Below are 241 nucleotides of genomic sequence, written 5' to 3'. Positions count from 1 at the left end.
CCACCACCATGGGAAGGCCCGCATTCTTTACATGGCGCTGATTTCGCCCGAAGGGATCTGGCCGGTGCGAACAGCCTCGGCAGCAGCGGAACGCACGGCAGCACGGTCAGCCGTCGACTTGTAGGTCACGACGCGCGAACCAGCGGGTTCCAGGCTGCGGGTCTGTGCCACGGTAGCGGCTTCAGCAGCCACTTCGGCACGGGTGCGTTGGGTTTCGAACTTGGTGGCGAACTGCGAAGCG

At 64.7% G+C, this 241-nt stretch carries 1 protein-coding gene; it reads right to left on the bottom strand.

Translation table 11 applies throughout. The annotated features are described in order from the left end of the window. Window positions 1-27: 27 nt before the first annotated feature. The coding region (locus ASE31_RS03995) for a hypothetical protein (protein WP_057200202.1) at window positions 28-241 on the bottom strand (214 nt) is incomplete at its 5' end.

The organism is Acidovorax sp. Root217 (assembly GCF_001428645.1).
In the GTDB taxonomy this organism is placed as follows: domain Bacteria; phylum Pseudomonadota; class Gammaproteobacteria; order Burkholderiales; family Burkholderiaceae_C; genus Acidovorax.
The sequence above is the reverse complement of the archived record's forward strand: the minus strand, read 5'-3'. Positions and strand labels throughout refer to the sequence as shown.